Source organism: Solwaraspora sp. WMMD791, assembly GCF_029581195.1.
Taxonomy (GTDB): Bacteria; Actinomycetota; Actinomycetes; order Mycobacteriales; family Micromonosporaceae; genus Micromonospora_E.
Map to the genome: position 1 here is coordinate 4,702,361 of NZ_CP120737.1, position 21,744 is coordinate 4,724,104.

Annotated in this window: 21 protein-coding genes; 13 read left to right on the top strand and 8 right to left on the bottom strand. The window is 72.3% G+C overall.

Annotation, left to right across the window (positions count from 1 at the left end; genetic code table 11):
• Window positions 1-5 precede the first annotated feature (5 nt).
• Entirely contained in the window at window positions 6-506 is a 501-nt protein-coding gene (locus O7623_RS20900; RefSeq protein WP_282224705.1) for a cation:proton antiporter regulatory subunit, read from the bottom strand.
• 90 nt (window positions 507-596) lie between these two features.
• On the opposite strand from O7623_RS20900, the gene O7623_RS20905 reads away from it, so the two are divergent.
• From O7623_RS20905 to O7623_RS20935, 7 genes are all read left to right on the top strand, one after another.
• A complete protein-coding gene (locus O7623_RS20905) occupies window positions 597-1,793 on the top strand; it encodes a hypothetical protein (protein WP_282224706.1) in 1,197 nt (398 codons plus the stop codon).
• A 111-nt stretch (window positions 1,794-1,904) separates the two neighbouring features.
• Complete coding sequence (clpB, locus tag O7623_RS20910) at window positions 1,905-4,496, top strand: ATP-dependent chaperone ClpB (RefSeq protein ID WP_282224707.1); 2,592 nt, start codon at window positions 1,905-1,907, stop codon at window positions 4,494-4,496.
• A gap of 136 nt (window positions 4,497-4,632) precedes the next feature.
• On the top strand, window positions 4,633-5,406 hold the full coding sequence (locus tag O7623_RS20915) for a hypothetical protein (RefSeq protein ID WP_282224708.1): 774 nt from the start codon (window positions 4,633-4,635) through the stop codon (window positions 5,404-5,406).
• Between the two features lie 33 nt (window positions 5,407-5,439).
• Window positions 5,440-6,234 carry an SDR family oxidoreductase gene (locus O7623_RS20920; RefSeq protein ID WP_282224709.1) on the top strand — a complete coding sequence of 265 codons (795 nt, stop codon included), beginning with the start codon at window positions 5,440-5,442 and terminating at the stop codon, window positions 6,232-6,234.
• 154 nt (window positions 6,235-6,388) lie between these two features.
• Window positions 6,389-6,928, top strand: a complete 540-nt coding sequence (gene pyrE, locus O7623_RS20925; RefSeq protein WP_282224710.1) for an orotate phosphoribosyltransferase — start codon at window positions 6,389-6,391, stop codon at window positions 6,926-6,928.
• 58 nt (window positions 6,929-6,986) lie between these two features.
• Complete coding sequence (locus tag O7623_RS20930) at window positions 6,987-7,364, top strand: metalloregulator ArsR/SmtB family transcription factor (RefSeq protein ID WP_278110946.1); 378 nt, start codon at window positions 6,987-6,989, stop codon at window positions 7,362-7,364.
• 78 nt (window positions 7,365-7,442) lie between these two features.
• A complete protein-coding gene (locus O7623_RS20935; protein ID WP_282224711.1) occupies window positions 7,443-8,165 on the top strand; it encodes a class II aldolase/adducin family protein in 723 nt (240 codons plus the stop codon).
• Window positions 8,166-8,199: 34 nt separating this feature from the next.
• On the opposite strand, the gene O7623_RS20940 is transcribed toward O7623_RS20935, so the two are convergent.
• From O7623_RS20940 to O7623_RS20955, 4 genes are all read right to left on the bottom strand, one after another.
• Window positions 8,200-9,141: a DUF368 domain-containing protein gene (locus O7623_RS20940; RefSeq protein ID WP_282224712.1), complete on the bottom strand. Its 942-nt coding sequence runs from the start codon at window positions 9,139-9,141 to the stop codon at window positions 8,200-8,202.
• 25 nt (window positions 9,142-9,166) lie between these two features.
• Window positions 9,167-11,731 (bottom strand): polynucleotide kinase-phosphatase, encoded by a 2,565-nt coding sequence (locus O7623_RS20945; RefSeq protein ID WP_282224713.1) that lies wholly within the window; start codon window positions 11,729-11,731, stop codon window positions 9,167-9,169.
• Window positions 11,728-13,260, bottom strand: coding sequence for a 3' terminal RNA ribose 2'-O-methyltransferase Hen1 (locus O7623_RS20950; protein ID WP_282224714.1), 1,533 nt, complete (start codon window positions 13,258-13,260; stop codon window positions 11,728-11,730). The genes O7623_RS20945 and O7623_RS20950 overlap by 4 nt, the downstream gene beginning before the upstream one ends.
• A gap of 129 nt (window positions 13,261-13,389) precedes the next feature.
• A complete protein-coding gene (locus tag O7623_RS20955; protein ID WP_282224715.1) occupies window positions 13,390-13,602 on the bottom strand; it encodes a hypothetical protein in 213 nt (70 codons plus the stop codon).
• 135 nt (window positions 13,603-13,737) lie between these two features.
• On the opposite strand from O7623_RS20955, the gene O7623_RS20960 reads away from it, so the two are divergent.
• From O7623_RS20960 to O7623_RS31380, 5 genes are all read left to right on the top strand, one after another.
• Window positions 13,738-14,121 (top strand): phage holin family protein, encoded by a 384-nt coding sequence (locus O7623_RS20960; protein WP_282224716.1) that lies wholly within the window; start codon window positions 13,738-13,740, stop codon window positions 14,119-14,121.
• A gap of 144 nt (window positions 14,122-14,265) precedes the next feature.
• The gene (gene fbaA / locus O7623_RS20965) at window positions 14,266-15,291 is read left to right on the top strand and encodes a class II fructose-bisphosphate aldolase (protein ID WP_282224717.1); all 1,026 of its coding nucleotides are present in this window, start codon (window positions 14,266-14,268) and stop codon (window positions 15,289-15,291) included.
• Between the two features lie 119 nt (window positions 15,292-15,410).
• On the top strand, window positions 15,411-15,929 hold the full coding sequence (locus O7623_RS20970) for a hypothetical protein (protein WP_282224718.1): 519 nt from the start codon (window positions 15,411-15,413) through the stop codon (window positions 15,927-15,929).
• 133 nt (window positions 15,930-16,062) lie between these two features.
• Complete coding sequence (locus O7623_RS31375; RefSeq protein WP_348775098.1) at window positions 16,063-16,305, top strand: MerR family transcriptional regulator; 243 nt, start codon at window positions 16,063-16,065, stop codon at window positions 16,303-16,305.
• Window positions 16,245-16,550, top strand: coding sequence for a hypothetical protein (locus O7623_RS31380; protein ID WP_348775099.1), 306 nt, complete (start codon window positions 16,245-16,247; stop codon window positions 16,548-16,550). Before O7623_RS31375 ends, O7623_RS31380 begins: the two co-directional genes overlap by 61 nt.
• Before the next feature lie 3 nt (window positions 16,551-16,553).
• On the opposite strand, the gene O7623_RS20980 is transcribed toward O7623_RS31380, so the two are convergent.
• Window positions 16,554-17,810, bottom strand: coding sequence for a hypothetical protein (locus O7623_RS20980; protein ID WP_282224719.1), 1,257 nt, complete (start codon window positions 17,808-17,810; stop codon window positions 16,554-16,556).
• Window positions 17,811-18,045: 235 nt separating this feature from the next.
• Between O7623_RS20980 and O7623_RS20985 the strand changes: the two genes are divergently transcribed.
• Window positions 18,046-18,474, top strand: a complete 429-nt coding sequence (locus tag O7623_RS20985) for a DUF3151 domain-containing protein (RefSeq protein ID WP_282224720.1) — start codon at window positions 18,046-18,048, stop codon at window positions 18,472-18,474.
• A 42-nt stretch (window positions 18,475-18,516) separates the two neighbouring features.
• On the opposite strand, the gene O7623_RS20990 is transcribed toward O7623_RS20985, so the two are convergent.
• Complete coding sequence (locus O7623_RS20990; RefSeq protein WP_282224721.1) at window positions 18,517-20,544, bottom strand: chromosome partitioning protein; 2,028 nt, start codon at window positions 20,542-20,544, stop codon at window positions 18,517-18,519.
• Window positions 20,545-20,620: 76 nt separating this feature from the next.
• Window positions 20,621-21,625 (bottom strand): hypothetical protein, encoded by a 1,005-nt coding sequence (locus tag O7623_RS20995; RefSeq protein ID WP_282224722.1) that lies wholly within the window; start codon window positions 21,623-21,625, stop codon window positions 20,621-20,623.
• Between the last annotated feature and the right edge of the window lie 119 nt (window positions 21,626-21,744).

Consider the following 21,744-nt stretch of genomic DNA (forward strand, 5'->3'; position numbering starts at 1 on the left):
CCGGGTCAGCCGGCCGGGTCGTCGTTGGCCAGGATGCCGCCGACGCCGTCCAGCCCGGTCCTGGTGCCGACGACCACCACCACGTCGCCGGCGGCGAACCGGAACTCCGGCCCGGGTGAGGCCAGCACCTCCCGGTTGCGCAGTACCGCCACGATCGACGCCCCGGTGCGGGTCCGTGTCTTGGTGTCGCCGAGGGTACGGCCGACGAACGGCGAGCCGGCGGTGATCGCCACCTGCTCGGTGAGTAGCCCGGCGGCCTGGTCGCGCAGCCCGGCGAGCTGGCTGAGCATCAGCGAGGCGCCGAGGATGTCGGCGAGCGCCTCGGCCTCGTCGTCGGTCAGCGGGATGTCGGCGTCGCAGGCGTCCGGGTCGTCCTCGTCGTAGAGGACCAGGTCCCGACGTCCCGACCGGTGGCTCACCACCCCGATCCGCCGACCCGATTCGGTCAGCAGGTCGTGACGCACCCCGATGCCGGGGAGGTCGACCTGTTCCACACGTGCGCGCACACCGTCCACGCTACGCCGTCGCGGGGCGACCGGCCGCGCCGCGTCCGGTCAGACTGAGGGAACAGGTGTGTGGGCGACGGGAGGCGGCAGATGCGAGATCGGGTACGCAGACCCGCGACAACGGTCGACCGGCGGGCTCTCCTGCTGTCGGCCGTACGGCTGTCGGCACTGCTGTTGCCGGCCGTACTGGTGTCGGCAGGGTGCTCGATCGGCGACATCCGGCGTACCCCGCCGCAGCGGGCGGTCCCCTCGGCCGAGGCGGCGGTGTCGCCCCGCGTGGCGGCAGTCGAGGAACGCCCGATGCGGGTGCCGGTGCCGCCGTACTACGACCCGCCGCACCTGGAGTTCGACAACGCCCAGCTCGGGTACGCGCTTTTCCCCGGCTGCACCCGGTCGCCGGACGCGGGCGACCCGGTCCCGTGCCCGCCGCTGCTCTTCGTCACCTTCGACGGCGGCGAGTCCTGGGAGCAGCGGGAGCATCCGGACCCGGCGGCGACGGAGCACTCGATGCTGGTCGGCTACGGCAGCCTGGTGCTGTCCACCGCCGCCGCCTGGTACCGGTCGCTCGATGCGGGTATGACCTTTACCCGGTCGACCAGATCGGACGGGTCGATGCCGCCGGAGTTCGCCAGTTGGGACGGGCCGTACCAGGTGTGCTGCCAGACCGATCCGGTGGCGCGGGTCGTCGAGGTGACCGAGCGAGGGATTGTCCCGTTGCCGCAGCAGCCGCCGATCCCGGTGGTGCAGACCGTCGGTCACCTCGGCGGCAAGCTGACCGTCGCCGGGCTGCACGACGGCCGGTTGCATGTGGCGTCCGGCGCGCAGGTGGCCCGGCTGGACGATCGTGGGGTGGCCGAGCCGACCTGGCAGTGGCGGACCGACGCGGTCACCGTCGCCGAGCCGGACCGGATCCGTCTGCTGGTCGTGCGGGTCGAGCCCTCGGGCGAGCGCTGGCTGATCGCCGAGCGGGTGCCGCCCGAGTTTCCGATCATCTGGCGGATCGACGGGACGCGGTTGGCGCAGCTGCCGATCGCCGATCTACCGACAGGGGTGGTGTCGGCGCTGCCCGACGGTGGCCGGCTGCTGGTCACCACGCGTACCGGTGCCTGGTCGGTCGGATCGGACGGCCAGTTCGAGGTGCTCTACTGGCCGGTGCAGGGCGCGTACCTGACCCGGCTGCGGGACACGACGGTGCTGGCGCGTCGGGACGGCGCGGTGCTGCTTCCTCTGCGGCAGCCGTCGGGTGCCGGCTGGGTGGAGATCTCCTGGGAGCCGACCGAACGGTGACCCGGTGCGGGTCGGGCTCACGCGGAGGACTCGTCGATCGGAGTTGAGTGGAATAGACTCAAGTCTGGTGGTGTCCTTACCAGTGGACCAACCTGCCGCACAGGGGAGCTCATGAACGCCGAACGTCTGACCACCAAGAGTCGCGAAGTCATCACCGCCGCGGTCGCCATCGCCAACCAGCGGGGCCACGCCACGGTCGAACCGTGGCATCTGCTGCTCTCCCTGCTGGACACCGGTGGCTCGACCGCCGCCGGCCTGCTGCGGGCCGTCGGCGCCAACCCGGCCGAGATCCGCCGCACCGCCGTACGGACCGTGGAGAACCTGCCCGCCGCCCGTGGCTCCAGCGTCGCCGAGCCGAGCCTGTCCCGCGAGTTCGCCAACGCGATCGGCGCCGCCGAGCAGATCGCCCGCCCACTCGGCGACGAGTACACCTCCACCGAGCACCTGCTGGCCGGCCTGGCCCGGGTCGGTGGCGCGGTCGCTCAGCTCCTCAAGAGCGCCGGAGCCACCGAGGAGAACCTGGTCGCCGCGTTCCCGTCGGTGCGCGGCGGCGACCGCCGGGTCACCACCGCCGACCCGGAGCAGACCTACCAGGCCCTGGAGAAGTACGGCGTCGACCTGACCGCCAGCGCCCGGGACGGCAAGATCGACCCGGTGATCGGCCGGGACGCCGAGATCCGCCGGGTGATCCAGGTGCTGTCCCGGCGTACCAAGAACAACCCGGTGCTGATCGGCGAACCTGGCGTCGGCAAGACCGCGATCGTCGAAGGACTCGCCCAGCGGATCGTCGCCGGCGACGTACCGGAGTCGCTGCGCGACAAGCGGCTGGTCTCCCTCGACCTCGGCGCGATGGTCGCCGGCGCGCAGTACCGGGGCCAGTTCGAGGAGCGGCTCAAGTCGGTGCTGGAGGAGATCAAGGGCTCCGACGGCCAGGTGATCACCTTCCTCGACGAGCTGCACACCGTGGTCGGTGCCGGCAAGGGCGAAGGCTCGATGGACGCCGGCAACATGCTCAAGCCGATGCTGGCCCGCGGTGAGCTGCGGATGGTCGGCGCGACCACCCTCGACGAGTACCGCGAACACATCGAGAAGGATCCGGCGTTGGAGCGCCGATTCCAGCCGGTGCTGGTCGGCGAGCCAACCGTCGAGGACACCATCGGCATCCTGCGCGGGCTCAAGGAACGCTACGAAGTGCACCACGGCGTACGGATCACCGACGCCGCGCTGGTCGCCGCCGCCGGCCTGTCCGACCGCTACATCACCGACCGGTTCCTGCCGGACAAGGCGATCGACCTGGTCGACGAGTCGGCTTCCCGGCTGCGGATGGAGATCGACTCCCGGCCGGTCGAGGTCGACGAGATCGAACGCGCCGTCCGCCGGCTGGAGATCGAGGAGATGGCGCTGGCCAAGGAGCCGGACCCCGGCTCGGCGCAGCGCCTGGAGCGGCTGCGCCGCGAACTGGCCGACAAGCGCGAGCAGTTGACCGCGCTCAGCGACCGCTGGCAGCTGGAGAAGGGGCACATCACCCGGATCTCCACCGCCCGCGAGGAGCTGGAACGCCTCGGCGGCGAGGCGGAGCGGGCCGAACGCGACGGCGAGTTGGAGCGCGCCGCCGAGCTGCGGTACGGGCGGATCCCGGCGTTGCAGGGCGAGCTGGCCCGCGCCGAGACCGAGCTGGCCGCGCTGCAGGCCGACGGGGCGATGCTCAAGGAGGAGATCGGCGCGGACGACATCGCGGCCGTCGTCGCCGCCTGGACCGGCATCCCGGCCGGCCGGCTGATGGAGGGCGAGACCGCCAAGCTGCTGCGGATGGAGGAGTCCCTCGGTGCCCGGGTGGTCGGCCAGTCCGCCGCCGTCGCCGCCGTCTCCGACGCGGTCCGCCGCGCCCGGGCCGGGGTCGCCGACCCGGACCGGCCGACCGGCAGCTTCCTCTTCCTCGGCCCGACCGGCGTCGGCAAGACCGAGCTGGGCAAGGCACTGGCCGAGTTCCTCTTCGACGACGAGCGGGCCATGGTCCGCATCGACATGAGCGAGTACGCCGAGAAGCACTCGGTGGCCCGGCTGGTCGGTGCCCCGCCCGGTTACGTCGGGTACGAGGAGGGCGGTCAGCTGACCGAGGCGGTGCGCCGTCGGCCGTACTCGGTGATCCTGCTCGACGAGGTGGAGAAGGCCCACCCGGACGTCTTCGACGTGCTGCTGCAGGTGCTCGACGACGGCCGGCTCACCGACGGGCAGGGCCGTACGGTGGACTTCCGCAACGCGATCCTGATCCTCACCTCCAACCTCGGCTCGACGCTGATCAACGACCCGACGTTGACCGAGGAACAGCGGCGCGACGCCGTGCTGGCCGTGGTCCGGGCGCACTTCAAGCCGGAGTTCCTCAACCGGTTGGACGACATCGTGGTCTTCGCGATGCTCAGCGGCGCCGAGCTGCGCTCGATCGTGGACATCCAGCTGGACCGGCTGCGGCGGCGGCTGGCCGACCGCCGGCTGAGCCTGGACGTCGACGACGCTGCCCGGACCTGGCTGGCCGAGCACGGCTACGACCCGATCTACGGAGCCCGGCCGCTGCGCCGGCTGGTCCAGTCGGCGATCGGCGACCAGTTGGCCAGGGCCTTGCTGGCCGGCGAGATCCGCGACGGCGACACCGTCCGGGTGCAGCTCGCCGACGACAAGGAAGGGCTGGCGGTGCAGGCAGGCTGACCAGCGTCGATACGTCACGCCGGTGGACGTGGCCGGTGCCAGCGGCGAAACGCGAGGCAGACGCGGTGCCGTTTGCCCCGTGCCACTGGCGGGGTACCGATACGGTGATCTTCCGAAGCTTCGGGGAAGGAGAGCTGTGTCGGATCCGAATCCGGCCGCGCCACCGGTCAAGGCGCGGCCGAGCACCGTCACCATTTCGAGTTACCTGCTGTTCCTGACCGCCGCCCTGCAGGTGGTCGGCCTGATCGTCGCGCTGTCCGTGACGGGCACGATGCAACAGGTCTACGAGGACGCCTACGCCGACTTCGAGGGGATGGAGGCGATCGGCACGATCACGACGGTCACGACGATCGCCGGAGCGATCTTCGGGCTGCTGGTCGCCGCCGGGCTGGTGGTGCTGGCCCTGCTCAACAACCGGGGCAAGAACCCGTCCCGGATCGTCACCTGGGTGCTCGGCGGCATCTTCCTCTGCTGCTCCGGCGGTGGGCTGGCGCTCGGTGCCGCCGGCAGCGCGCTGCCCACCGGCACGACCGGCACGGATCCGAACATGCCGGATCCGGCGCAGGTGCAACGGGACCTTGAGGCCGCGCTGCCCGGCTGGTACGACCCGGTCAACCTGCTGCTCGGCGTCGTGACCGTGCTGGCGTTGCTGGCCGCGCTGATCCTGCTGGCGCTGCCGCCGTCGAACGAGTTCTTCCGCAAGCCGGCCGTCGCCTGGGAGCCGCCGGTGCCCGGTGGCGGGTACGGCGTACCGCCGATGCCCGGTGGCGCCTACCCGAGCTACCCGCCGGCCCCGGGCACCCCGCCCGGCCCGCCGCCGGCGACGGGGGGCACCCCACCGGCGGCCGGTGACACACCGGACAATCCCTCCGGTAACCCGCCGGGCAGCCAGCCTCCTTCGGGCAGCTGACCGGGCGGTTCGTCGCAGCGCTGGAGGTACGTGATGGTGGCATCGTCGTCCAAGGTCCAGACCGCCCTGGTTACCGGTGCCACCGCCGGCCTCGGCGCGGCGTTCGCCCGTCAGTTGGCCGCCGGCGGTACGCGGCTGGTGCTGGTCGCCCGGGACCGTCAGCGGCTGACCGTGATGGCGGACGAGCTGGCCGACCGGCACGGCACGACGGTCGAGGTGCTCGACGCCGACCTCGCCACCGATGGTGGGGTCGGCGTCGTCGCGTCCCGGCTGCGTGACACGGGGACACCGGTGGATCTGCTGGTCAACAACGCCGGTATCGGATTGAACCGGCCGTTTCGCCGCACCGACGAGGCCGACGAGCTGCGGCTGCTGCGGTTGAACGTGGAAGCCGTGCTGCGGCTGACCCATGCGGCGCTGCCGGTGATGGTGCAACGCCGAACGGGAAGAGTGATTAATGTCTCGTCCGTAGCCGGATTCGGCCCGGTTGCAGCTGGTTCGACCTATCCAGCCAGCAAGGCGTGGGTCACGAACTTCAGCGAGTCGATCGACCAGTCGGTCCGCCATCTGGGGGTCCGGGTGATGGCCCTGTGCCCCGGTTTCGTCCGTACGGAGTTCCACGAGCGGGCCGGCATCCGTACCGCTGGATCGCCTGGCTGGCTCTGGCTACGGGCCGACGACGTGGTCGCCGACGGGTTGCGGGACCTGGCCAGGGGGCGTGCGGTGAGTGTCCCCGACTGGCGGTACAAGGCGCTCGCCACTGTGGTGCGTCACGCTCCGCATGGACTGCTGCGGCTGGCGACCGGTCGCCCGACGGATCGCGAGTGAGCCGGAGAGCGTACCAGCGTGTCCGTCGAACCGCTTCCCGCCGCCCCGACCAGGGGTTTTGTGGTGTATGAGCAGCTAGCGACGTGGATGGCGTTATCGGCGAGTTGCCGGGCCGGCGGCGGGAGACTCAGTGACGCGCAGTACGCTTTGCACCATGGGGGACCATGACGACCTGCGCAAATTCATCACTGACCTGGCCGTGGTGCACGGCAAGGTGGTGTTGTCGTCAGGTCGCGAGGCTGATTGGTACGTCGACCTGCGGCGGGTGACGTTGCACCACGCCGCCGCACCGTTGGTGGGACGGGTGCTGCTCGACCTCACCGCGGACTGGGAGTACGACGCGGTCGGAGGCCTGACGTTGGGAGCGGACCCGGTGGCACTGTCCATGCTGCACGCTGCGGCGACGCGGCAGCGCAGGTTGGACGCCTTCGTGGTGCGCAAGGCCGAGAAGACGCATGGACTCCAGCGACGGATCGAAGGGCCGGACGTGGTCGGTCGCCGCGTACTCGCGGTGGAGGACACCTCGACGACCGGGGGCAGTGTACTGACCGCAGTCGAGGCGCTACAAGAGGCGGGAGCAGAGGTGGTCGGCGTGGCGGTGATCGTCGATCGTGGGGCGGGCGACGCGGTTCGGGCAGCCGGACTGCCCTACCGGGCCGCCTATACGTTGGCTGACCTCGGCCTTCTGGCCTAAAAGTTTGCCGATTCGGATCTGCTGATATGCAGGCGGATCGATGCTGTTTGGTGGAAGGATGGGTTTCGTGGGAACTGCGTTGGCTGAAATGACCATGCCTCAAATCTCGCCGCTTGCCGGCGAGCCGATCGAACGCGCGGACGCGGAGCGACTCGCTGGAGTCCTCAAGGCGCTCGCCGACCCGGCCCGACTCAGGCTGCTCAGCCTGATCCAGTCGGCGCCGGAAGGCGAGGCCTGCGTCTGCGACCTCACCGCTCCGCTCGGGCTCTCCCAGCCGACCGTGAGCCACCACCTGCGTATCCTCACCGAGGCCGGCTTGCTGGAACGGGAGAAGCGCGGCGTGTGGGCTTACTACCGGCTGGTGCCGTCCGCGATCGCCACGATCGCGGATCTGCTGACCCCGCCGCGTAAGCGCGCCACCAAGAAGGCTCGCTGACCTGACGGCACCTTGCCTGGCCGACTCGCTGGAGGCGGAGCTGCCAGGCAAGGTGCCCAAGGCCTCGAAGGGACACCGGTGACGTACGTTGCTGGCGACCTGCGGGACCAGCTGGCCTACCTCGGGCGCGACGTGGTGCGCGCCGGTCTCGTCGTGGGCTCCGGCGGCAACCTGTCCGCCCGGCTGCCCGGTGGCGACGACTGCTGGGTGACCGCGTCCGGTACCTGGCTGGACCGGCTCGACCGAGCGTCGTTCGTCCGGGTCCGGATCGCGGACGGCACTACGCTGCCCGACGGTCCGTCATCCGAGGCGATGGCGCCTGCGGCGATGGCACCCGGCGCGATGACGCCTGCCGGTACGCCGTCGCGGCCGACCAGCGAGCTGGCCCTGCATCTGGCGGTCTACCGTGCCCGCCCGGACGTGCACGCCGTGGTGCACCTGCATCCACAGTCCATGCTGCTGCTGGACACCCTCGGCGTACCGATCCGGCTGGTCACCACCGACCATGCCTTCTACCTGCGTCGGGTCGTCACCGTGCCGTTCGCGCCGCCGGGCGGCTGGCCGTTGGCCCGCGCCGCCGCCGACGCTGCCGCCGACGGCACCAACTGCCTGATCCTGTCCCGGCACGGCTGCTCGGTGCTGGCCAGCTCGGTCGAGCTGGCCCACAAACGTGCGGTCAACCTGGAGGAAGCGGCCCGGCTCACCTACCGGGCGCTGGCCGTCGGCCGGCTCGACGAGCTGACCCCGCTGCCGGCCGACTACCTCGACCAGCTGCCGCACCCGGAGCAGGGCAGCGTCTGACCGGTTCGGCGAGCATCGGCACCCGCACCCCGGCTCAGCGGTGGTGGCTGGGCAACTCCGGTGACTCCTCCTGAGTGACGTCCACGGCGGCGCGGCGCAGCCGCCGCTGCTCGACGATCACCATCGCGGTGACCACCGCGATCCCCAGCAGCAGGAGCAACACCACCGACGGCGCGTTGCCGGCCGGGGCGAGCAGCCCCCGCTCCTCGGTCTGCCACGGCCACAACGCCCGCAAACTGCCGACGATGACACCGGTCATCACCGCCAAGGTGACCCGGCGGTGATGCTCCAACAGGTACTGCAGCAGCTTCACGAACAACGTCAGGCCGATCACCATGCCGGCGGCGAAGATCGCCAGGTAGCCGAAGTCCCGGTCGTTGACCGCCTCGATGGTCGGCTCGTAGAGCCCGACCGTCAGCAGCAGGAACGACCCGGACACCCCCGGCAGTACCAGCGCGCAGACCGCGACGGCGGCTGCCAGCAGCACCACCACCGGGTTCGGGTCGATCGTCGCCGACGGCAGCCCGGTCAAAACGAACGCCGCCACCGCCGCGATGCCCACCGCGGCTGCGTCCCGTACCCGCCACGGTCGGCCGATCATCGAGATCGGCACCAGCACCGACGCCAGCACCAGGCCGAAGAACAGCCCCCGGGTCTGCTCCGGGTACTCCTCCAGCATCGGCTCCAGCAGCCGGGCGGCGAGCAGCAGACCCGGCAGCATGCCGAGCGCCAGCGGGATGATCACCTCCCAGTGCACCTGGCGGAACTGGTCGCGGCTGCGCGCCCAGCCCTGCTTACGGGGTACGTCGGAGACCGCGTACCGGACCGTGTTGATCAGGTGCCCGGCCGAGGCGATGAGCCGCTCGTACACGCCGGTGACCAGTGCGATCGTTCCACCACTGACGCCCGGGATGGCCTCTGCCACCCCGATCGCCGCACCCCGGAACACATGGCCGACACGTTCACGCACTGACATTCGCGCAACCATACCGGGCCAGAGTTCACAGTCGGGGGTCGACCGGCTCAGACTCGCAGGCGAGCACCGCGAACACCAGCTCGTGCCGGCGCCACAGCGCGGCGTCGGCGGCCAGCAGGTCCAACGCGGCCAGGCCGAGGCCGTGCTCACGCAGGGCCATCGCCCGTTTGCGCCCCAACGACCGGCGGCGCAGGGCGGTCAGCTGCTCCGGCTCGGTGTACTCCGGACCGTAGATGATCCGCAGGTACTCCCGGCCCCGGCACTTGATCCCCGGCTGCAGCAGCCGGCCGGTGCCGCCTCGGGCGGCCGGACCGGCGTACGGCTTGACCACCATGCCTTCTCCGCCGGCGGCGGTCAGCTCCTGCCACCAGTCGGTCGCCCCGGTCACCGCCGCCTCGTCGGTCAGGTCCACCACCCGCCGCCGGGTGGTGGTGAACACCGCCGGATCGGCGGCCACCAGTGCGTCGGCGCAGTCCAGATGCCAGCCGTGGTCGCGGTCGGCGTACGAACGGCCGTCGCTGGCCAGCACCGCGAACGGCGCCAACGTCACCGTGTCCGGGTCGCCGACGTACGCCCGGTAGGCGTCGGCGTACCGGTCGACGTCGACGGCCCGGCGGGCCAGCCGCTCGCGCAGCTGACCGACCGGCAGTCCCCGGCCGGCGGCCGCGTCCAGTTCGCCGAGCGCGGCGGGCAGCGCGGCCCGCCCTGCGGCGGCGACGCCCGCGTACTGCTCGCGGATCAGCCCGAGTGCCTTCGCCGACCAGGGCAGCAGCTCGCAGTCGAGCAGCAGCCAGCTGGCCGGGCCGGCCTCGGTGGCCAGCCGCTGCCACAGCTCGGCGGCGTCGGCCGCCGCCCGGACCCGGGCCAGCAGCGCCTCCGTACGGGCGGTCGAGTCGAAGAACGGCCGCCCGGTCCGGGTGTGCACCACCCCGCCGCCCGGCCCGAACCGGGGATGCCCGGCCGGGTCGCGGCAGACCAGCACCACCGCCCGCGACCCCATGTGCTTCTCCTGGCAGATCACCCGGTCCACGCCGGCGGCCCGGTAGTCGGCGAACGCCTCCGCCGGATGCTCCAGGTGACCCTCCTGGGTCGACGTCGAGCAGGGGGCCATCGTCGGCGGCAGCCAGACCAGCCAGCGGGGATCCACCGCGTACCGGCTCATCACCTCCAGCGCGGCGGCGGCGTTGCCGGCCGCGACCGTGGTGGTGCCGTAGCCGTAGTCGATGTGCCGCCGGCCGGTGACGTCGCTGAGCAGCAGTACGTCGTCGGGGCGTTCCGGCGAGGTGTCACCGTCGCCGTCGACCGGGTCGGCGGTCAACGGTTTCACCGGGGCGTAGTACTCGCGGGCCGCCGGCACCGAGACGAGCTCCCGCGACGGGTAGCGCAGCGCGGTGAGCCGGCCGCCGAAGACACAGCCGGTGTCGACGCAGATGGTGTTGTTGACCCACTCGGGGCGGGGCGTGGGGGTGTGCCCGTAGACCACGGTGGCGGCACCCCGGTAGTCGCGGGCCCACGGGTAACGCACCGGCAGGCCGTACTCGTCGGTTTCGCCGGTGGTCTCCCCGTACAGCGCGAAGCTGCGCACCCGGCCGGAAGCCCGACCCTGGTATTCGGCCTTGAGCCCGGCGTGCGCCACCACCAGCGCGCCCCCGTCGAGCCGGTAGTGGCTGACCAGGCCGTCGATGAACCTGGCGACGTCGTCGCTGAACCCGGCCGGCTCGGCGGCCAGCTGCTCCAGGGTCTCGGCCAGCCCGTGCGACACGGTCACCTTGCGGCCCCGCAGTTTGCGCAGCAGTTTCTGCTCGTGGTTGCCGGGCACGCAGAGCGCGGTGCCGGCCCGGACCATCCCCATCACCAGGCGCAGCACCCCGGGCGAGTCCGGGCCGCGGTCGACCAGGTCACCGACGAAGACAGCGGTACGCCCCTGCGGGTGCCGGGCACCGACCGGTCGGCCGGTGTCGTCGCGTTCCAACGTCCAGCCGAGCGCGGTCAGCAGCGCCTCCAACTCGGCGCGGCAGCCGTGCACGTCGCCGACGATGTCGAACGGTCCGGTGAGCTCCCGCCGGTCGTTGTACAGCCGGGTGAGCCGGATCTCGGCGGCGTCGATCTCGTCGGTGCCGCGCAGCACGAACACGTGCCGGAACCCTTCCCGGGCCAGCTTGCCGACCGACCGACGCAGGTCGCGGTGCATCCTGGCGACCACGTGCCGACCGAAGCTGCGGTCGGTGCGGCCCTGGGTGCGTTCCCAGCAGATCTGCTCGGGCACGTCGAGCACCACCGCGACCGGCAGCACGTCGTGCTCGCGGGCGATGGCGACCAGCCCGGCCCGCGCGTGTTCCTGCAGGTTGGTGGCGTCGACCACGGTGAACCGACCGGCCCGCAGCCGCTTGCCGGCGACGTAGTGCAGTGCGTCGAAGGCGTCCGCCGACGCCGACTGGTCGTTCTCGTCGTCGGCCACCAACGCCCGGAAGGTGTCCGAGGAGAGCACCTGGGTGGCGGTGAAGTGCCGGCGGGCGAACGTCGACTTGCCGGAGCCGGAGACGCCGACGAGCGCGACCAGGGCGAGTTCGGGAATCTCCAGGACGGTCACCGGGTACCCCCGACGCCTGCGAGGCCCCCGACGGCCGCGCCGCCCGCGCCGTCGCGGGTGAAGACCGCCAGCTGGGTCGGCGGCCCGACCTGCGGGTCCACCTCGCCGACCGGCCGGTACGCCACCTGATAGCCGTACGTCGTGGCGACCTGCCCGGCCCAGGCGGCGAACTCGGCACGGGTCCACTCGAACCGGTGGTCCGGGTGACGCAGCGTACCGGGGTTCATGCCGTCGAAGCGCACGTTGTACTCCACGTTCGGGGTGGTCACCACGACGGTGCCGGGCCGGGCGTGCCCGAAGACCGACTCGGCCAGCGCGGGCAGCCGGGGCGGGTCCAGATGCTCGACGACTTCCATCAGCACCGCCGCGTCGAAGCCGCGCAGCCGGTCGTCACGGTAGGTCAGCGCCGACTGCCACAGCCGTACCCGCTGCTGCTGGCGGGGCGGCAGCCGGTCCAGCCGCAGCCGGCGGGCGGCCAGCTCCAGCGCCCGCGCCGACACGTCGGTGCCGACGATCTCGCTGAACCGGGGCTGGGCGAGCAGCTCGGTGAGCAGCGCACCGCCGCCGCAGCCGAGGTCGAGCACCCGGCTGGCGCCGACCTCGGCCAGCACGGCCAGTACGGCGGCCCGCCGGGTCGCCGCCAGTGGACGCGGCCGCGACGGCGCGCCGTCCGGGTCGCCGCTGTCCGGGCCGACACCGTCTGATTCGACGCTGTCCGACTCGATGCTGTCGGGTTCGACCGCCGCGTCGGACAGCCGCAGCTGCGCGGCCCGTGCCTCGGCGAGCTGGTCCTCGGCCCGCTGGGCGAGGACCCGCCGGTGCGCCAGGTACCGCCGGGTGATCAGCCGGCGCTCCGGGTGGCCGGCCAACCAGCCGTCACCGGCCCGCAGCAGTTTGTCCAACTCGTCCGGGGCGATCCAGTAGTGCTTGGCGTCGTCGAGCACCGGCAGCAGCACGTACAGGTGGTTGAGCGCGTCGGCGACCCGCAGCGTACCGGCCAGGGTGAGGTCGGCGTACCGGCTGTCGCCCCACTCGGGGAAGCGTTCGTCGAGGGGGATCGGCCGGGCGGTCACCGCCCAGCCGAGCGGGGTGAAGAGGCGGTCGGCGAGTGCCGCGCCGCCCCGGCAGCGCAGCACCGGCACCCGGACGGTCAGCGGCAGCGCCACGTCGACCAGTTCGGGGCGGTCCCGGCTCTGCCCGCGCAGCGCCGACCGGAACACCTTGGCGAGCGCGGCGGCGAGCAGGCTGGACGCGGCGTACGGCCGGTCGTTGACGTACTGGCTGAGGGTGAAGCTGTCCGGCATCGCGGCGGTGGGCCGGCCGCGGTGGCGGCCCCGCGCGGCGGTGAGCCGGCCGGGGTCGACGTCGAGCAGCAGCGCGGCGGTGCAGCGCTGTTCGCTGGCTTCCGGATAGAACACGTGCGCGGTGCCGGTGGGTACGTCGAACGACTGCATCCGGTCCGGATGCTTGACCAGCAGGTAGCCGAGGTCGGTGGCGGGTCGGTGGGTCGTCGTCACGGTCAGCAGCACGCGGGTGATCGTGTCAGCCGGGTGCCACCCGGGGACAGCGGTTTCGCCGACGTGGCCGACGCTCGTTGGCGTCGTGGGGCGTCGTGGCGTCGTGGCCGACGCCGGCCCGGTGTGGCCGGTGTGGTCGGCTCAGCGGTAGCCGTCGTCGTCGAGGTCGACGATGCGGGACTGCTCGACGGCGTCCCAGTCGTCGACCTCCAGCCCCCGGTGGATCTCCGGGGACTGCTCGACCGGGTTGGCCACCACCGACTGTTCGACCGCGTCGTCGGTGGGGGCTTCGATGTCGCGTTCGGCGGGGTCGAGGTGGTCGGCCGGGGCGAGGTCCTCGTCCGGGTACGTCATGTCGGCCTCCTCGGTCGGCGGTTGCGCGCTTTCCACGGTACGGGCTGACCCGGCCGCCCGCAGACCGCTGCCCAGAATCGGAAAGTTGTCCGGTTATCGGGGCCGGTGGTGGATCCCGGATGGCAGGATGACGGAATGGGATTCCTGATCAGACTCGCCATCACCGCGGTCGCCCTGTGGATCACCACGCTCGTCGTCCCCGGGATCGAGGTCTCCGGTGACTCGGCGACCCGTACCGTGCTGACCCTGGTCATCGTCGCGTTGATCTTCGGCATCGTGAACGCCGTGCTCAAGCCGATCATCAAGGTCGTCGGCTGCGTCTTCTACCTGCTGACCCTGGGCCTGTTCGCCCTGGTCGTCAACGCCCTGCTGTTCCTGCTGACCGACTGGCTCGCCCAGCAACTGGACCTGCCGTTCACCATCGACGGCTTCTGGCCGGCGTTCTGGGGCGCGATCGTGATGGCCATCGTCGGATGGGCGATCAGCCTGGTCATCCCGGACAAGTACGACCGCCGCTGACCGTGCCCACAGACAGGGGCGATGTCGCCGCTGCCGCGCCGCTGCGGGATACTGCCAGCGGAGGACAGCGCGGTCCAGCGCAGTGAGCTTGAGCACGACGATCGGCCCGTCGACGGGCCGAACCGGTACTAAGGAGCGTTCGAGATGCCCATCGCCTCTCCCGAGGTCTACGCCGAGATGCTTGACCGCGCCAAGGCCGGCGCGTTCGCGTACCCCGCCATCAACGTCACGTCCTCGCAGACCCTCAACGCCGCGCTGCAGGGCTTCGCCGAGGCCGAGAGCGACGGCATCATCCAGGTCTCCACCGGTGGCGCCGAGTACCTGTCCGGCCCGACCGTCAAGGACATGGTCACCGGTTCGCTGGCGTTCGCCGCCTTCGCCGAGGAAGTGGCGAAGAAGTACCCGGTCAACATCGCGCTGCACACCGACCACTGCCCGAAGGGCAAGCTCGACGGCTTCGTCCGGCCGCTGCTGGCCGCCTCCAAGGAGCGGGTCGCCGCCGGCGGCGCGCCGCTGTTCCAGTCGCACATGTGGGACGGCTCCGCCGTACCGCTGAAGGAGAACCTGGAGATCGCCACCGAGCTGCTCGCCGAGGCCGCCGCAGCCAAGGTCGTGCTGGAGATCGAGGTCGGCGTCGTCGGCGGCGAGGAGGACGGCATCGTCGGCGCCATCGACGAGAAGCTGTACACCACCGTCGAGGACGGCCTGGCCATGGTCGAGGCACTCGGCCTGGGCGAGAAGGGCCGCTACATGGCGGCGCTGACCTTCGGCAACGTGCACGGCGTCTACAAGCCCGGCAACGTCAAGCTGCGGCCGGAGATCCTCAAGGAGATCCAGGACGCGGTCGGCGCCAAGTACGGCAAGGAGAAGCCGCTCAGCCTGGTCTTCCACGGCGGCTCCGGGTCGCTGCTGGAGGAGATCCGGGCCGCGCTGGACTACGGCGTGGTCAAGATGAACATCGACACCGACACCCAGTACGCGTTCACCCGGCCGGTCGTCACCCACATGTTCACCAAGTACGACGGGGTGCTGAAGATCGACGGCGAGGTCGGCGACAAGAAGGCGTACGACCCCCGCGCCTGGGGCAAGTCGGCCGAGGCTGGCATGGCCAAGCGGGTCGTCGACGCCTGCGAGCACCTGCGCTCCACCGGCACCACACTGGCGAAGTAACCCTCCGCCCACGCTCCGTCCGCACGGCCGGTCCCGCTCGGGGCCGGCCGTGCGTCGTCACTGGTCGGGGTGCACCATAGGACATCAACCGATCCAACAGGTCCGGTGTGGAGGTCGCGGTGCTCGGCATCGACGGGTACGAGCCACAGTGGTGTCACGACGCCGCGACGCTGGCCGCCGCCCACCGCGCCCGGTTCGCCCGGTTGATCGGCCGGCCATTGATCGACGTCTGGCTGATGTGGGACCTCGACCAGGACACCTGGTACGCCAACGGCCCGGTCGTCCTCGGCTTCGGCGACACCAACGTCGAGGTCACCCACCGCAAGTTCGACGAATGCGCGATCACCTGGAACCAGGTGGACATGACCATGCCGGTGGACCAGCCCGGCCTGCGGCTCGACTGGCGGGCTGACCGCCACCCGGCACCGCTGCCGGCCCGGGGCCGACCGCTGCGGGCGGTCAACGTGATCGAGCGGATCATGCCGTCGCACTGGCGGCCACACGTGCTGCACGCGGTCGAGTTCCGCTTCGACGGTGCCCGGCTGGCCGTGCAGAATGCCCTCGACGAGAACGGCCTGTCCGCCGCACCCGACGTCGAACTGCCGATCGTCGCCTGGCGTCGCCGCCCCGTCGCCTGACCGGGTGTCTGACCGGTCGACCCTGACCCGTCGCCCTGCGCGACGCCGCCACTGCTGGGCTTGACCCGGACCGTGGGGCAGACCCCAGCCTGAAGCGTGCCGGTCGACCACGGCCGGCACGAGGAGGTCGATGATGCGGCTGCTCACCATCGGCGCTTTCGGCCGGGCGAGCGGACTGACCGTCAAGGCGCTGCGCATCTACGCCGACCTGGGGCTGCTGCGACCAGCGGCCGTCGACCCGGACTCCGGCTACCGCTACTACGCCCCGGACCAGCTGGAACTGGCCCGGCTGGTAGCCAGGCTGCGGCGGACCTGGTGGACGCGGGTCGGCTCGACCCGGCCCTGGCGCTGGCGCACCGGCAACGGGCGCTGCTGACCCAGGCCCTGGACGGCACCGGCACGGTCCGACCGGCGTACGCGACGCATCCGCTGGCGGCGTACGACCGGTATCTGCTCTGCTCCGACGGGGTCTGGGCGGTCGTCGCCGACGACGACCTCGCTGCGGCCGTCGGTGCCGGTGCCGACCCGGCCGAGACCGTGCGCGCGGTGCTCGACCTGGCGGACCGGGCCGGCGCCCCGGACAACGTGGCCTGCGTCGTCGCCGACGTGATCCCATGCTGAAGGTCAGCTCCGTGACCGGGCCGGCACCGCCGGCACCGCTGGCGGCAGCGCGGTGGCGGTGAGTAGCGCGACCGCTTCGTGGACGTCGTCGGTGAGCCGGATCAGCGGGGACAGGTCACCGGCCGGGGACAGTGCCAGCAGCGGCGCGAGGACCGACTCGACAGGTAGGACCTCCGTCCAGAAGGTGCGGTCCAGGAAGATGTACGGGCCGCTGGCGCCGTCGGTGCCGTAGAAGGTCTTCGTCGCAGCCTGGAACACCTCCTGGACGGTGCCGGCCCGCCCCGGCGCGAAGACGATGCCGCCCCGGGCCAGCCGCAGGATGGTGTCCTCCCGGACGGCGTTGCAGAAGTACTTGGCGATCCGGCCGGCGAACAGGTTGGCCGGTTCGTGCCCGTACAGCCAGGTGGGGATGGCCAGCCCACCGGCGCGCGCCCAGCCGAGGTCGGCGGCGCCGGCAGCGGCGCCGCCGACCGAGGTCACCGGCCACCGGTCGCGGACCGCCAGCGCGGCGGCGGTGTACGGCTGCTGGTCTGCGTAGTCCGGCGCGCCGGCCAGCAGATCGATGGCGGCGGTCAGCTCCTCGGCGTCGTGACCGCTGAGGTACGCGCCGAGGTTGGCCGCCTCCATCACGCCCGGCCCGCCGCCGGTGACGATCAGCCGGCCGGCCCGGGTCAGCTCCCAGCCGAGCGTGGCGGCGAGCCGGTACGGCGCGCTGCCCCGGACCACCGCGTGCCCGCCCATCACGCCGACGACCGAGGCCGGACCGTGCGCGCCGATCCACGACCGGGTGGCGTCGGTGAGCGCGTTGTCGATCGCGTGGTCGTGCAGCCGTTGGGCGAGCGCCTCGCGGATCTCCGGCAGTGCGCCACCGTGCTGGCGGAAGTGCCGGTAGACCAGGTTGTCGTACATCCCGTCGGCGCCGTGTTCGGCGAAGCCGGCGGCCAGGTCGGCGGGGGTGTAGAGCCGGGACGGGTGGCTCGGGTACGGCAGCCCGGCCACCGGCGGCACCACGTGCGCGCCGCGCCGGACCAGGTCGGCCTCGGCCCGGGCGGAGGGGAACGTGCAGCCGAGGAAGAGGGTGTCGGTCAGGTCGACGTCGGTCAGGTCGGGCACCGGCGGTACGTCGAACTGCAGTCCCTGCACGGTCAGTCCGGCGAGGCTGCCGGCCCGCAGATGCCGGTCGAGTTCGGCGCGGGACTCCACTTCGAGCGGTGTGGTGTCGTGGGGTTCGAGGAGTTCGGTGGGGGGTGGCGTGGGCACCCGGACATTTTCCCTGCCGACCGCAAATTGCTGAGCACCCGCTTGGTACACAGCGGGCGTGGGCATAGCGAAGCCCGGTGGCACGAGGCCACCGGGCTCCTCAAACCGGGTCCTGGGGAGGCTCCGGACCTCTATTTCTAGTCGAGTGCCGCGCCCGGCACACCCGCCGCACGCGTGACGAAGGACTCATCCGTTCAGTCACCATGCCGCATCGGATCCGGGTTGAATGGGCAAAATGCAGAACCTGTTGCCCGAGCCGCCGGCCACCCTGCTTCCCGGCGACGAGCAGGCCGAGGCGGCGCTGGCCGAGGCCGCCCAGGTGGACACCGATGAGGCGTACGCCGCCGCCACCGGCCAACATCCCACGCACAGCCGGGCCTGGGCGGTGCTGGCGCAGCGGGCGTTCGCCAAGGGCGAGGTCGTCACCGCGTACGCGTACGCCCGCACCGGCTACCACCGTGGGCTCGACCAGCTCCGTCGCAACGGGTGGAAGGGCCACGGGCCGGTGCCCTGGTCGCACCGACCCAACCAGGGTTTCCTCGCCTGCCTGCATCTGCTGTCGCGGGCCGCTGGGGAGATCGGCGAGTCCGACGAGGCGGCGCGCTGCGCGCAGTTCCTGCGTGACTGCGACCCAGCGGCCGGGGACGCGTTGGCCAGCAGCTGACAGGCCGGCGAGCTCTGAGCGCGGCGCAGCCGACGGCCGCGCTCAGAGCCCGTCGGAGACCGCTGCGGCGATCTTGAGCCAGGCCTGCCGGAAGGTCGACGAGAGCTGCCCGTACCGGATCGGTTCGCCGCTGTCGATGATCCGCTCGTAGGGTGCGAGCAGGACGGTCCGGGTACGGGCGGCGAAGTGCTGCTCGATCGGGCGCAGGTCGATCTCCCGCCGTGACGGTGGCATGGAGATCACCGTCACCGCCTGGCGGACCAGGCGCTGCCGGCCGGTCTGCTCCAGATGGTCGAGCATCCGGGCGGCGGGTTCGGCGGAGTCGTTGCGGGCGGACATGGTGACCACGAGCTGGTCGGTGGCGTCGATCGCCGCCTGCCAGTTCTGCGCCCGTACGTTGTTGCCGGTGTCCACGAAGATCAGCTTGTAGAACCGGCTGACGACCTCGCGGATCTCGGCGAACGCGGCGGCGGTGAGCATCTCGCCGGCGGTGGCCGACTCGTCGGAGGCGAGGACGTCGAACATGCCCTCGCCCTGCGCCCGGACGTACTGGGACAGGTCGCCGACCCGGCCGTGCGCGCCCTGGAACTGGCGCAGGTCGCGCAGCATGTCGCGGACCGTACGGGAATGGAAGTCCTGCTGGGCGCGCATCCCGAGGGTGCCCTGCGTCTCGTTGTTGTCCCAGGCCAGGACGTACCCGCCGCGTTTCTGCCCGAAGGTCATGGCCAGCATCAGGATGGCGACCGTCTTGCCGGCACCGCCCTTGGGGTTGACCACGGTGACCTGGCGCAGCCCACCGAAGTTGCGGCGCACCATCTCGATGTCGCGCCGGATCTCCTGCTCCTGCTGACCGGGTGGCAGCTTCACCAGCCCGAGCGTGGTCCGGTTGAGCGCGGCACGCATGCCCATCGTGGCGACCGGGTTGGCCGGCTTGACGGCGCGCCGCTGGGCGAACTCCTCGGCGGTCGGCGCGAACCCGTCACCGACCCAGCCGGCGTGCGGATCGGGCTGAACGTGCGGCGGTGCCGGTGGGTACGGCCCGGCCACCGCGGGCGGCACCGGGTAGCTGACCGCTGGCGGGTGCGGGTAGCCGGGCCCCGCTGCCGGCGGGTAGCCGGCGGCCGGCGGTACGGGCTGCTGCGGCGTCGGGCCGGGCCGGGGAGCGGTCGGCTGCTGCGGGTGCGGCTGCGGCGCGAGATGCGGCTGCTGCGGGCCGGGCTGCGGCGGGGCCGGTGGGGACGGAATCCGGTGTACGCCGGGAGCCTCCTCGTACGGCTGGCGAGGAAGCTCCGTCACGCCGGGGACCACCTGCTGGTACGCCATCGGCTGCGGCGGTGACCAGCCTCCGCCGTCGGCCGGCGTCCAGTCGTCCCAGCCGGTCGCTGCCGGTGGACCGGCGTCGGCGGGTGCCCACGGGTCGGCCGGCTGCCCCATGCCGGCGGCCGGCGCGGGGGCCGGGGCCGTCGGTGGCTCACCTGCCTGTCCTGCCTGCGGGCCTGATGCCTGCGGGCCTGATGCCGGCGGGCCGGGTGGCGGCGGGGACGGCGGCGGGCCGGGTGGTGGCGGCGTGGGCGTCTGGCCCGGCGGCGGTGCCGGCCGGCTCGGGCCAGGATGCGGCGGACTGGGATGGGTCGGACCGGGCCGGGGCGACGACGGGTGCGACCGACCTGCGGACTCCGGCGCGAACTGCTCCGCTGGTGCCGGCTGCTCGGGTGATCGTCGCGGTGCCGGCGGCAGGCCGCCGCTCCGCTGATCGCTGTCGTCGGTGTCCGCTGGCGTCGTCAGTCGGCGCGGTGGCTGTGCCCACGGTGAGGTCGGTGAGTGCGGCAGTCCGGGGTCCCGCTCGACCGCCCGACCGTTGCCGTCGCTCGGCGGCGGGACCGGGGCGGCGTCGGGCGGCGACGGCTGGCTGGGTGTCGCCGAGGGCGGCGGCGGGACCGGCACGACCGGGACCGCCATCGTGACGTCACTGCGCCCGGTGGCGACGATCTCGTCCGGCGGCCAGAACGGCTCCTCCGCCGGTGCGCCGCCGGTGCCGGTCGACATCGCCGGTTCGGTCTGGTCGTGCACGGCGTACTCCCCCTCGCCCCCCGTGGCCCCACCCGAGGATGTGCAGGTCAGTCGCTACTTAGCGTCGCATACCAGGTCAATGTGTGTACACGCCCCAGGCGGCTGGTTCCACCCACCAGGATCGTTTGCGGGTCAAGGTTCCCGCCACCGTATCGTCCAGGAACGGCAGCTCGCCGTCGCGCGGGGTGACCGCCGCCGCCCGACCACGGGCCCGGCGTACTTCGATCTTCACCCGCTGCCCGCGCCACCACGATCTCGTCACCACCGGCACCGCCACCGCGACCTCCAGCAGCCCGTCGGCGGGATCGGGGCGGGCCACGAGTTGCACCTCGGCCAGCCGGGCGTACCCGTCGGCGTTGGCCACCACGCAGGCCAGCAGCGGATCGTCGCCGGCACTGAGTACGGTGTCGTCGACCTCGACGCGGCCCCGCCACGGCAGCGGGCGGTCGGCGTCGTCGGCGCCGCCGAGCAGCGCCCCGTCGAGGGTCACCGAACCGGCATCGGTACGCAGCAGGTCCAGCCGCCGGACCGGGCCGTTCAGTACCGCCGCCGCGACGGCGGCCGGGTCCCGCGGCAGCCCGAGCCGCCCGGCCAGGTCTCCCGGCAGGGCACCACCGTCGCCCGGCGTGTCCCGCACCAGTCCCGGGTCCAGCGGCAGGACCCCGATCGCCGGCAGGTCGGGCAGGGTGCGGTTGTCGGCCAGGTCAGCGGGTCGGCGGCTCGGCGGTGGGGCGTACCGGCGCACCAGCCGGCGCAGCACGGCCCGCAACTGTCCGTCGCTGGCCGTCGCCACGACCAGCCGGGTCTTGCCGTCCTCGTCCGGCCAGGTCAACCCGTCCGGGCGGGCCGGTCCGTCCAGCTGGGCGAGTACGTCGTCGATCTCGCGGTCGGAGCGGGCGGTGACGGTCTGCACCCGGGCACCGGCCGCGACCAGCGCGTCGCGGCAGGCCAGCACCGGCACCCGGACCGGTTCGGCGCAGTCGGCCTTCGGGCGGGCCGCCGTGCCGCAGCCGACCCCGCAACCGCTGTCGCAGCCCGCGTCCGGCTGGCTGCCGAGCGTCAGCAGCACCACGTCGTACACCGTCGCCGCCTCCTGCCGATCCTCGCGGCCACGTCCACCAGGATCGCGGCCCTTGTTAGCCTGACTCCCCGGGCTCGCCACGCGGTCGCCACCTGGCACCCGAGCCCCATGGAGGCGGG

What these genes read in the sequence shown, in the direction of transcription:
- O7623_RS20905 (WP_282224706.1), top strand. Translation starts at nt 597, where the DNA reads ATGCGAGATCGGGTACGCAGACCCGCGACAACGGTCGACCGGCGGGCT.
- clpB (WP_282224707.1), top strand. Translation starts at nt 1,905, where the DNA reads ATGAACGCCGAACGTCTGACCACCAAGAGTCGCGAAGTCATCACCGCC.
- O7623_RS20920 (WP_282224709.1), top strand. Translation starts at nt 5,440, where the DNA reads ATGGTGGCATCGTCGTCCAAGGTCCAGACCGCCCTGGTTACCGGTGCC.
- pyrE (WP_282224710.1), top strand. Translation starts at nt 6,389, where the DNA reads ATGGGGGACCATGACGACCTGCGCAAATTCATCACTGACCTGGCCGTG.
- O7623_RS20930 (WP_278110946.1), top strand. Translation starts at nt 6,987, where the DNA reads ATGGGTTTCGTGGGAACTGCGTTGGCTGAAATGACCATGCCTCAAATC.
- O7623_RS20940 (WP_282224712.1), bottom strand. Translation starts at nt 9,141, where the DNA reads ATGTCAGTGCGTGAACGTGTCGGCCATGTGTTCCGGGGTGCGGCGATC.
- O7623_RS20955 (WP_282224715.1), bottom strand. Translation starts at nt 13,602, where the DNA reads ATGACGTACCCGGACGAGGACCTCGCCCCGGCCGACCACCTCGACCCC.
- O7623_RS20960 (WP_282224716.1), top strand. Translation starts at nt 13,738, where the DNA reads ATGGGATTCCTGATCAGACTCGCCATCACCGCGGTCGCCCTGTGGATC.
- fbaA (WP_282224717.1), top strand. Translation starts at nt 14,266, where the DNA reads ATGCCCATCGCCTCTCCCGAGGTCTACGCCGAGATGCTTGACCGCGCC.
- O7623_RS31375 (WP_348775098.1), top strand. Translation starts at nt 16,063, where the DNA reads ATGCGGCTGCTCACCATCGGCGCTTTCGGCCGGGCGAGCGGACTGACC.
- O7623_RS20985 (WP_282224720.1), top strand. Translation starts at nt 18,046, where the DNA reads ATGCAGAACCTGTTGCCCGAGCCGCCGGCCACCCTGCTTCCCGGCGAC.